The organism is Blochmannia endosymbiont of Camponotus nipponensis, from assembly GCF_009827135.1.
Taxonomy (GTDB): Bacteria; Pseudomonadota; Gammaproteobacteria; order Enterobacterales; family Enterobacteriaceae; genus Blochmanniella.
The window spans coordinates 178305-190327 of the sequence record NZ_CP046534.1 but is presented as its reverse complement, the minus strand read 5'-3'; the positions used below and the strand labels follow the sequence as shown (position 1 = coordinate 190327).

At 29.0% G+C, this 12023-nt stretch carries 9 protein-coding genes, 2 tRNA genes and 1 pseudogene; all 12 read left to right on the top strand.

Going from position 1 to position 12023, the window contains the following annotated elements:
• Positions 1-758 precede the first annotated feature (758 nt).
• Positions 759-1475, top strand: a pseudogene (locus GN161_RS00875) (peptidoglycan DD-metalloendopeptidase family protein); the annotation flags it as partial.
• Between the two features lie 811 nt (positions 1476-2286).
• Positions 2287-4929 (top strand): alanine--tRNA ligase, encoded by a 2643-nt coding sequence (gene alaS / locus GN161_RS00870; RefSeq protein WP_159714648.1) that lies wholly within the window; start codon positions 2287-2289, stop codon positions 4927-4929.
• 192 nt (positions 4930-5121) lie between these two features.
• Positions 5122-5307: a carbon storage regulator CsrA gene (csrA, locus tag GN161_RS00865; RefSeq protein WP_159714645.1), complete on the top strand. Its 186-nt coding sequence runs from the start codon at positions 5122-5124 to the stop codon at positions 5305-5307.
• Between the two features lie 159 nt (positions 5308-5466).
• Positions 5467-5557: transfer RNA gene (locus GN161_RS00860), tRNA-Ser, on the top strand.
• A 14-nt stretch (positions 5558-5571) separates the two neighbouring features.
• Positions 5572-5645: transfer RNA gene (locus GN161_RS00855), tRNA-Arg, on the top strand.
• A gap of 162 nt (positions 5646-5807) precedes the next feature.
• Entirely contained in the window at positions 5808-7169 is a 1362-nt protein-coding gene (gene ffh, locus GN161_RS00850) for a signal recognition particle protein (RefSeq protein ID WP_159714642.1), read from the top strand.
• A 93-nt stretch (positions 7170-7262) separates the two neighbouring features.
• Entirely contained in the window at positions 7263-7499 is a 237-nt protein-coding gene (gene rpsP, locus GN161_RS00845; RefSeq protein WP_159714639.1) for a 30S ribosomal protein S16, read from the top strand.
• On the top strand, positions 7496-8071 hold the full coding sequence (gene rimM, locus GN161_RS00840) for a ribosome maturation factor RimM (RefSeq protein ID WP_159714636.1): 576 nt from the start codon (positions 7496-7498) through the stop codon (positions 8069-8071). The genes rpsP and rimM overlap by 4 nt, the downstream gene beginning before the upstream one ends.
• Before the next feature lie 33 nt (positions 8072-8104).
• A complete protein-coding gene (trmD, locus tag GN161_RS00835) occupies positions 8105-8851 on the top strand; it encodes a tRNA (guanosine(37)-N1)-methyltransferase TrmD (protein ID WP_159714633.1) in 747 nt (248 codons plus the stop codon).
• A 24-nt stretch (positions 8852-8875) separates the two neighbouring features.
• Positions 8876-9226, top strand: a complete 351-nt coding sequence (rplS, locus tag GN161_RS00830; protein ID WP_159714630.1) for a 50S ribosomal protein L19 — start codon at positions 8876-8878, stop codon at positions 9224-9226.
• Positions 9227-9704: 478 nt separating this feature from the next.
• Positions 9705-10793, top strand: a complete 1089-nt coding sequence (locus tag GN161_RS00825; RefSeq protein WP_159714627.1) for a 3-deoxy-7-phosphoheptulonate synthase — start codon at positions 9705-9707, stop codon at positions 10791-10793.
• A complete protein-coding gene (gene tyrA / locus GN161_RS00820; RefSeq protein ID WP_159714624.1) occupies positions 10790-11917 on the top strand; it encodes a bifunctional chorismate mutase/prephenate dehydrogenase in 1128 nt (375 codons plus the stop codon). Before GN161_RS00825 ends, tyrA begins: the two co-directional genes overlap by 4 nt.
• Positions 11918-12023: the final 106 nt, after the last annotated feature.

Genomic DNA, 12023 nt, shown 5'->3' with positions numbered 1-12023 from the left:
TTTCATTCTAGTCAGCCTATAATAAAACAGATATGTATAATAGGAATGTGTATATTATGGTATTGAGTATTTTATATATATCTATATATCTATGAGGATTAAAATTAATAGTGTATAAGTACATTTAAAATTATTTAAATTATAAAAAATATTTATTTGTTATAATTATAGAAATAATAAATTTTAATGAATTCTGTATATTATAGAAAATCTATTTAAATTATGTAACTTTTGAAAAATTATAAGGATATTTAAGTAATTATTATACGATGATTCTTATTGTTTTTATTTTTGAAATAGATGCTATATATTGTGATCTACATACTACTTATGTAGATATGTAAGCCTAAATAGGCTATAGAGCTGTTTATTTGGTCTGTTTGATATATCAAAATACACATATGTTAGATAACAGTATTGAATGGGTGCTGTTGTGCGTGTGTAGTTTGTTCATCTTTTAGATGAACAAACATTGTCAATAGAGAATAAACAAGGGAGTAAAGGAGCTCAGTATATCTATTATGCTAGATAGTACATCAATAATGTATAGAATGGTGATTCTTGTGTTGCTGGCAGGATGTTCTAGCAATAGCGCCTATAGACACTATAGTGAAGTTGCGTCATGTTCCATGGATTCTGATGTTAATAGCTATATGCTTCAAAATAAAGAAAAAGACATAAATATACAATCTCAACAAAAGAAGAAGTCCATTACTGGTGTTCATGAATATAATAATACAAATTATAATTCTTATCATGAATTTATATATACAGTAAGAACTGGTGATACTTTATTTTACATTGCTTGGATTACAGGAAATGATTGCTTAAATTTGGCAAAAATAAATAATATTAAAGATATAAATGTATTAAAAGCAGGTCAAGTTTTAAAATTATATGATGATACCATCATATGGTCGTATTTAGAAAAAATATCGAGAAAATTTTTAAATTTTTTTAAAAATAGCGATAATCCTGTGAAGGTAATGTTTCTTTTTATTAAAAAACAATTATTTTTTTTTCGAACGAATAAAAATAGTTTTTCTGATATGAAAATATCTCATGATATGTTTTATGGATCAGAAGTGTCAGAATTAGAGATGACTAAATATTGGTATTGGCCAACAAATGGTACAATTATTAATGTTTTTTCTGATACTGAGAGAGGTAATAAAGGGATTGATATATCTGGAATGCTAGGTCAACCTATATTAGCTGCTGCTGATGGCAGGGTAGTATATATTGGTAGTACATTGAAAGGATATGGTAATTTGATTATTATTAAGCATGGCAGAGATTATCTTAGCGCGTATGCGCATAATGATATGATATTAGTTACTGAACAACAAAAAGTTCAAATGGGTGATAAAATTGCTACTATGGGTAATAGTGGAACTAATGAAGTAAAATTACATTTTGAAATTAGATATAAAGGAAAATCTGTAGATCCTTTATTTTACCTTCCAAATAGATAATTTAAAATTATTTATGAATTAACATTTTAAAATTTAAGTATATAAATGTGTATTTATATAAATAAATGTTGTTTTATGTTTTTGATTTTTTTTATTATATTTTAATATCTTAATTTTAGTAGTTTATAGTCTAGTATTCGATATATCTACAGATATATGTATGTTTATATTTTATTTTGTAAGCATTAATTGTATGTAATTATCTTAGAATTAACTGTGTCTTGTACGTAATATTTATGTATATAAATAGATAGTACTTTGTTGGAGTGTGATTTTGATAAGTAATTTGTGTTGAATTAAGATTGTAGTTACATTTATTTTTTTCATTATGTATAGAAAATATATTTAAAATAATAAATATTCGAGAAGATATATCATCTATGTATAGATGATAATTAATTTTACTAGCAATAAAATTATGTATGTACGCATACTATAGTTTATAGTATGCAATTAAATATATATGTATTAGCTATTAGAAATTTTTCTATTTATATTATAAATTTTTGTGGAACTAATTTTTTAATTTTATTTAAATGGTTTCATGATTATGGGTATTTATATATAAAAATATTGGTGTATATTAATAAAACTTTGTATTTTTTAACATTTATTTGTAGAATAATAAGTAATTCTATTGTTAGTAGTAATTAGCAAATTTTTATAAGTAAAATGAATTTTTCATATACATGAAATATAAATAATGTTCTTTAGTTTTGATTTTTTTATATTTTTGAAAATTATTTATAATGTGTAATTATATAATTTGTATGTGTATGAATTTTTGTTCCATGATGGAATTTATATCTGTATGTACAAAAATATTGGTGATGTTCGTCAAGAATTTCTTAATTTTTTTAAAAGAAAAGGACATGAAATTGTTTTAGGTAGTACTTTAATTCCTAATAACGATCAAACTTTGTTGTTTACTAATTCTGGTATGAATCAGTTTAAAAATGTATTTCTAGGTATTGATAAGCCATTATTTAGGCGTGTTGCTACCGCTCAACGTTGTGTGCGTGCTGGAGGTAAGCATAATGATCTGGATAATGTTGGATATACTGAACGACATTTAACATTTTTTGAGATGTTAGGTAATTTTAGTTTTGGGGATTATTTTAAAGATGAAGCTATTCAGTTTGCTTGGGAGTTATTAACTGATCCTCATTGGTTTAATTTACCTAAAAATAAACTATGGGTCACAGTGCACAGTCGTGATTGTGAATCTTATGATATTTGGGTAAAAAAAATAGATATTCCTAATGAACATGTTGTTAAAATTGGTAGCAATATTAATGATTTTTGTGATTCTGATAATTTTTGGCAGATGGGAAATGTTGGGCCGTGTGGGCCGTGTTCAGAGATATTTTATGATCATGGAGATCGATTCTATGGAGGACCTCCTGGTAGTCTGGAAGGATTCGGAGAGAGGTATGTTGAAATTTGGAATTTAGTGTTTATGGAATTTTATCGTCAAGAAAATGGTCTTCTTTTATCGCTGCCTATGTTTTCAGTAGATACTGGAATGGGTTTAGAACGCATTACTTCAATATTACAGGGAGTGCATAGTAGTTATTCTATTGATATATTCAAAAAATTAATATCTTCTATATCTGAAATTGTTCAAGTTAATGATGATATCTATATGAATAGATCTTTGTATGTAATAGCTGATCATATTCGTGCATGTTCATTTTTAATTCAAGATGGAGTGATTCCTTCTAACGAGGGGCGTGGTTATGTATTACGCCGTATTATTCGTAGAGCAATTCTTCATGGGAAAAGATTAGGTATAAATGATATTTTTTTTTATAAATTAGTAACCCCTCTGATTGAACATATGAATCATATAGCTGAGTTATTATATGCAAGCAAAAACTTTATAGAAAAAATTTTAATTACTGAAGAAAAATTATTTGAAGATACTTTAAAAAGAGGTTTAGAGTTATTAGAAAAGCAATTGGTGCAATTAACAGGAAATATTTTAAAAGGAGAAATAGCGTTTTATTTATATGATACTTATGGATTGCCGTTAGAATTAACTAAAGATATTTGTTTAAAACGTGGTATACACGTAGATCAAGTAGGATTTGATCGATCTATGATAATACAAAAAAAATGCACCAAAGCATCAAATAAATTTGATGCAACTTGCGAAAATATATCGCGTTGTGATATATCGAATATATTTATTGGATATAATGAACTTATTTGTAAATCTCGAGTAATAGCATTATTTCAAGAAAACAAATTAGTAAATAAAATTTCTTCAGAAGAAGAAGGGATAGTAATTTTAAATAGTACTCCGTTTTATGGAGAGTCTGGGGGGCAAATAGGAGATTGTGGTCAATTAAAGACTACATCTGGTGTTTTTCAAGTTACTAATACAAAAAAATATGGTCAAATAATAGGTCATTTAGGAATAGTAAAAAGTGGTGCGATTAACTTTGGAGAAGAAATAGTTGCTCAAGTAGATCAATATAAAAGGAAAAATATTTCTTTAAATCATTCTGCTACACATTTGTTACGTGCTGCATTATTTCATATTCTTGGGCCTCATGTAATACAAAAGGGATCATTGGTAAACGATCGTTACTTACGTTTTGATTTTTATCATCATGAAGCAATGCAAAATAAACAAATAAATAAAGTAGAAAATATTGTAAATGAAAAAATTTGGGAGAATTTTCCCATTGCAGTTGATGAGATGCCAATAGAAGTAGCGAGAAATAGTGGTGTTGTGATGCTGAGAAATAAACAATATGATAAAATAGTACGTGTTTTAAGCATGGGGAATTTTTCTACTGAATTATGCGGAGGAACTCATGCTACGCGTACCGGAGAAATTGGTGTGTTTGTAATTACTAAAGAGTATGGCATTGCTTCTGGTATTAGACGCATTGAGGCGGTAACTAGTGATGTAGCATTATCTATAATACATCATTATAAAATGTTGCTTCAAAATATTTTTCAATCGCTACAAAGTGATGATAAGAATGTATTAACTAAAATATCTGAATGTAAATCTCGTTGTCGAAAATTAGAAAAAGAAATAGAATATTTAAGAGATAAACAAACTATACAACACAGTTTATCTTTTATTAGAGATATTTATTATGTTAAAGATATACGAGTCTTAATAAAACAAGTTACTAATATGGCACCAAAAACCTTAATTAGTACAGCAGATTGTCTTAAATGCAAACTAAAATCAGGAGTAATTGTTCTTATTAATATTCATAAGAACAACAAAATTAACTTAGTGGTAGCTGTAACTAAAGATTTAATAGAACGTAACCGTATAAATGCGTTAGATTTAGTGCATTGTATCATAAACACTCTTGGGGGAAAAGGAGGAGGTAAACCTGATTTAGCGCAAGCCGGTATTAATAATATGGTACCTATATCTAAAGTATCTATCGAAGTAGATTCTTTATTGCACGATATACTGTAAATAATTTATGTGTTGTACTATAGAAGTTAGTTTTAAACAAAAACTATTAATATGTTTTTAAAATGGTACACTGAAAATTTATAAAAGAGTTAAAGTATTATGTGAAGATGTTTATTACGTGTTTTTAATATTGTAAAAACAATGTAATCTTAAGAAATGTCCTGGTTATTTGAATTTTTCAAGGAGTAAAGAATGCTTATTCTGACTCGAAGAGTTGCTGAAACTCTCGTCATTGGAGATGAGATTACAGTAACTGTATTAGGTATTAAAGGAAACCAAGTCCGTATTGGTGTAAATGCTCCTAAGGAGATATCTATACACCGAGAAGAAATTTATCAACGTATTAAAACTGAAAAATCACAACAAAACTTGTGTTGAATTTTTTTATTTTTTAAATAGATTTCTATTAAATGATAGTTTTATACGTAAGAATTTAGTTGTAAATTAAGTAAAAACAACGTAATGTAACAGAAAATTTTTTTGATCATGAAAAGGGAAGAAGAATAGGACAATAATTAAAAAGTGGGTTAAATATTCAGTGAGGTGGCCGAGAGGATGAAGGCACTCCCCTGCTAAGGGAGTATATGGTGTGAAGGCTGTATCGAGGGTTCGAATCCCTCCCTCACTGTCATCAGTAACAGTGCACCCGTAGCTCAATTGGATAGAGCACTCGGCTACGAACCGAGCGATCGGAGGTTCGAATCCTCTCGGGTGTATTGTATGTTATGTTGAATTATTAAAAATAAAATTTGATTTAATTTCATAAGTTTTTTATGTTATTATGATAAAAACACGAAATATTAAAGATTTTTATGTTTTTTGGTGTGCTTTTATAATAAATTTATTACAAATTTTGGCTTCAATTTTGAGTGATAAAAATGTTTAAAAACTTATCTAATAAAATATCACAATCAATACATAATATTGTAGGGTCTGGACGTTTAACAGAGAAAAGTATTAGAGAAACTTTAAATAAAGTTAAGTTGTCTTTGTTAGAAGGAGATGTAGCATTACCTGTGGTACATAGTTTTATTAATAAAGTTAAAGATGGTATCCTTGGAAAGGATATAAATCAACATTTAACTCCAGGTCAAGAATTTGTTAAAATTATGCATAGTTCTTTAGTAAAAATCATGGGAGAAGGCTCTAATAATTTGAATTTAGATGCTCAAAACCCAACGGTAATATTGGTAGTGGGTGCGCAAGGTTCTGGCAAAACTACTACTGTTGGAAAGCTTGCTAAATTTTTAAAAATTAAAAAAAACAAAAAGATATTAGTAGTATCAACAGATGTATATAGACCAGCAGGCGAGAAACAATTAAAATCATTAATAAATTCTGAAGATATCCAGTTTTTTTCAGATTACGATGTTGGAAGTACACCAATTGATATAGTGAAAGCTGCAGCTATTGCATCAAGATCATTTTTTTATGATATTCTATTAATAGATACTGCCGGTTGTTTGGATACAGATGATTTTTTGCTTTCAGAGTTATCTGAAATTCATAATGTTGTTCACCCAGTAGAAACTTTATTCGTTGTAGATGCTATGGTTGGACAGGTGGCTGTTAATAGTATAAATGCGTTTAATAAAACTTTACCACTGACGGGGATTATTCTAACTAAAGTGGATGGGGATGCACGAGGAGGCGTGGCTTTATCTATTAAATATCTTACTGGAAAACCTATAAAATTTATAGGAACGGGTGAGAAAGTTGATGAATTAGAGTCTTTTAATCCATATAGGATAGCTGGACGTATACTTGGAATGGGTGATATACTCTCGTTAATTGAGGATATTGAAGATAGAGTGGCATGGGTTAAAGAAAAACAATATATTAATAAAAGCAGTGTAGATTTTAATTTATGTGATTTTTTAGGTTATGTCAAACAAATACGAAATATGGGAGGAATTAACAAAATAATAAGTAGATTGCCTTTTAATTTGGGAATGGGTTTAGATAGCGTTAAATCGTATACTTATGACAATGAGTTTGTACACATGGAAGCTATAATTAATTCTATGACCGTGGAAGAGCGTATGAATCCAGATATCATTAAAGGATCTAGAAAGAAACGTATTGCAAATGGATCTGGAGTACATGTACAAGAAGTGACTAAGTTACTTAACACCTGTAATCATATGCGTGTTGTGATGCAAAAAATAAATAAAAATGAAATTTTTCGAATGATACGTACATTAAAAAACAAAATATCATTTAAATTTCCAGTTAGTTAGAAAATGTTTTGATATCCTAGATCAGGAATATGTTTATGTTGTTTATGGTGAGTTGGTTTGTTTTTTAGTTTTACGTGAAGGGTACATATATTTATGGTAAGAATTAGACTAGCACGGGGAGGTTGTAAAAAAGCCCCTTTTTATTATGTAGTTGTCACTGACAGTAGAAGTGCACGCGACGGTCGTTTTATTGAACGGATTGGATTTTTTCACCCAATGGTATTTGGAGAGAATAAAGTACTACATATAAACTCAGACCGTGTAAAGTATTGGTTACATAGAGGAGCGAGTCCATCTGAACGTGTTGTGAAATTAATAAAGAATTTATGAAGAAACAAGTTAATATAAAACCTGATGAAAAAGATGTTAAAGTGGTGCCGCCTCTTTATCCTGTAGTAATAGGGATAATAGCAGGTGCGTATGGTATATTAGGATGGACAAGAATCATTTCTTTTACTGAACAAGATGATGATATATTTCAATACAATCCGTATTTTGTAATGTTTCAATCTCAATGGAAATTAATGTATCTAGATAGATGGAGACTCATGGGTAAACGTTATATAGCTAAACTACAAGGAATATCAAATAGAGAATCCGCTCAATTATTAAATCGTTGTGAGATGATTGTGGATGAAACAACGTTTCCATGTATAAATGATAATGAATATTATTGGAAAGATTTAATAGGATGCACAGTAATTACTATAAGTGGAATTGTTTTTGGGAATATCGTGAATATAATAGAAACTACATCAAATGATATTTTAGTAGTAAAGATGTGTCAAGATGATTTTTATGGAATGAAAGATTGTCTTATTCCTTTTATTATGGAAAGAGTGATAAAAAATGTTAATCTTGTTACGCACACCGTTGTTGTAGATTGGGATCTTAATTTTTAATTTGTTTATAAAAATAAAGTCATATAAAAATATATGTGGTTAGGTGTAATTACCTTATTTCCGGAAATGTTTCAGGCTATTATTCGTTATGGAATAGTAGGGCGATCCATTCGACATGGTATTCTTTCTATAAAACTGTGGAATCCGCGTGTATTTACATATAATAAACACCATAGCGTGGATTCTCGTCCTTATGGGGGAGGGCCAGGTATGTTAATGATGGTTGAACCTTTGAAAAATGCAATCGATCAAGCGAAAAACGAATTAGGAGATAATATTAAAGTAATTTATCTTTCTCCCCAAGGAAAAAAGATGGATCAAGAATATGTACGTAAGTTAGCATATGATCATAAAAAGTTAATTTTAGTTTGTGGAAGATATCAAGGTATTGATGAAAGGTTAATTCAAACAGAAATTGATGAGGAGTTGTCTATAGGAGATTATATACTTAGTGGAGGAGAATTAGCCGCAATGGTTTTAATAGACACAATATCTAGAGTGATTCCCGGTGTGTTAGGAAATCCAGATTCAAAAGAATGCGATTCTTTTGCTAAAGGAATATTAGAGTGCCCACATTATACACGACCAACAGTTTTTGCAGGAATAAAAGTTCCATCAGTATTATTATCAGGAAACCATAGCAATATTAATCGTTGGAGGCAGAAACAAGCTTTAGGTCGTACTTGGATTAAAAGGCCGGATTTACTTAATGATATACAATTAACTCATGAAGAACAGGAGTTACTTGATGAGTTTAAAAATGAGTATCTATTATCATAAAAAAACATTGAGGCAATAACATATATGTATGAATCAATAAATAGCTTTGAAAAAAAACAAATAAAAAAAAGTATACCGTATTTACGTTCAGGTGATACGATAGAAGTCAGGACGTGGGTAATGGAGGGCAGTAAAAAACGTTTGCAAATTTTTGAAGGGATAGTGATTTCTATTAAAAATCGTGGATTAAATTCTGCATTTACTGTAAGGAAAATTTCTAGTGGAGAAGGCGTAGAACGTGTATTTCAGACACATTCTCCTATGATTGAAGAGGTGAAAATCAAACGATTTGGTGTTGTTCGCCGTGCAAAGTTATATTATTTACGTAGTCTTAGTGGAAAATCTGCACGCATCAAAGCACGTATTAATTCATAAAGTATTTTCTATTACAGAGCAGTGTGTTTATTTGTGCAATATGACATATCGATTATTTGTAATTTCGTAATTGTTGTCATAGTATTACTGTAATAGGTATTAAAAATTGTTATTTCCATAATATAGTTAATGGATTTATAAGGTTTTAAAAATTTTTTTAAAAAAATCTTTTGATATAATGCAATATTAAAAATTTTTAATAAGGTTAATTCCCCATTATATCGTATGAATCTTTGATAAAATAACACATACATGTGAATATAATAACTTATTATTATAAGTTCATGTAAATTAAAAATTTGATATAATAAGTTAATCAACTTACAATAATTTATTAATTATAATAATAATAATATAAAACTGTATTTACATTAGCTTTATATGTGTATAATAATATGATTATATTGTCATTTTTTAATGACTATTTTAATGCCATATTTCCATTTTATGGTACCTAATTATATTTAAGGCTAATAATATGCATAAAAATGAGCGTAATGATATTCATATTCATGACACGTATCCAATTATTACTCCTGAGCAATTAAAAACACAATTTCCTATAACACATGTAGAGCAACAAACTATTGCTGAGTCTAGAAATATAATTGCGAACATTATTCACAGACGTGATCCGCGATTATTGGTAATATGTGGACCCTGTTCTATTCATGATGTTAATGCTACTTTTGATTATGCTAATAAATTAAAAACTTTATCAATAGAATTGCAGGAGCAATTATATATTGTTATGCGTGTGTATTTAGAAAAGCCTCGTACTAGTGTAGGTTGGAAAGGTTTTATCAACGATCCACATATGAATGGCTCTAATGATATTGCATTAGGTTTAAAAAATGCTCGACATTTGTTGGTAGAATTGATAAAAATTGGACTACCGCTTGCGACTGAAGTGTTAAATCCATATGTTCCATTATATATTGGAGAGCTGTTTAGTTGGTCATCTATTGGAGCACGCACTACAGAATCTCAAGTACATAGAGAAATAGCTTCTGGATTATATACGCCCGTAGGGTTTAAAAATAGCACCAATGGTAATTTTTATAATGCAATTAATGCGATACATGCTGCAATGATGTCTCATAAGTACATTAGTATCAATCAATCAGGTCAAGTGTGTTTGCTACATACTAAAGGCAATCGTAATGCTCATATAATCTTGCGTGGAGGAGATAATCCTAATTATTACCCAGAAGATGTTGTATGTTGTGAGAAAAAAATAATAGAAGCAGGATTACCGCCAGTATTGATGGTAGATTGCAGTCATGGCAATTCTAATAAAGATTATCGTCGTCAAGTTGATGTAGCACAATCTATTTTACATCAAATTAAATATGGCAACCGTTCTATCATTGGTTTAATGATGGAAAGTTATATTTATTCTGGTAATCAATCTATTATACATTTATCATCTTCTACAGCACAGTATGGGGTATCGGTGACTGATGCGTGCATAGACTGGAATACAACTCAACACTTATTGTATGATTTACATAAAGAACTAAAACCATTTCTTATTAATCGTATATTAGGAGCCGGAATGGCATGATAGAGGAATTAAATATTTTACGCAATAAAATTGATAAAATAGATAAGGATTTGTTAAAACTTTTGTCTCAAAGAATTTCATTAGTTTCTGCAGTAGGAGAAATAAAAAGTCGTGATGGGTTGTTTATTTATGCACCAGACAGAGAAGAAATAATAATTTCTTGTTGGAGAAGAGAAGCAGTAGTATTAGGTATTTCTCCGGATTTAGCGGAAGATGTGTTACGTTGTATTATGAGTGAATCTTATCATAATGAGTATAAAAAAGGATTTAAGATGTTGCGTCCAAATTTAGGTCCAATTGTTATAATTGGAGGAACAGGACAAATGGGTCAATTTTTTTGTAAAATGTTAACTTTATCGGGATATAAAGTTAACATTTTAGATAAAAAAAACTGGATATATGCAGAGTCAATATTAATGGATGCTGGTATGGTGGTAATTAGCGTGCCAATTCATTCAGTTATTGTTGTGGCTGGGAAATTGTCATGTTTACCTAGTAACTGCATTATAGTAGATTTATCATCTATAAAAAAAATATCTTTACATGCTATATTAGCTGCGCATGAGGGGCCAGTATTAGGATTGTATCCTATGTTTAATCTAGATCATGGAAATATGGTAAAACAAGTAGTGATTTATTGCGAGGGACGTTATCCAGAAGCATATCAATGGTTGTTGGAACAAATACGATTATGGGGTGCAAGGTTACATTGCTGTAATATAAGAGAACATGATCAATATATGAGTCTCACGCAAGGGTTATGTCATTTTATTACTTTTATGACTGGATATTACTTATCAAAAGAAAAGATTAATTTAACAAAAATGTTATCTTTTGCTTCGCCAACATTTCGATTAAAATTAATAACAATAGGACGGTTATTTAATCAAGATCCGCAGTTATATGCAGATATAATCATGACTTCTAAAAATAATCTCATGTTAATTAAGCGTTATTACAGAAGATTAGGTCGAATTCTAATTCTATTAGAAAGAGATAAAAAACAAGAATTTATTAATCAATTTAAAAAAATTCAAAATTGGTTTGGTACATATACCGATCGTTTTTGCAAAGAGAGTCGTAAAATATTACGTCAAATTAATAATTATAAAAATAATATATGATATAAATAATAGTCTGAACAATATAGCACATTATTTAACTTTTTATTAGGAGTTATATTTGTTTAGATCTAAGGGTGTTTATAAAAAATTAGTTTTAAGTTAAAAT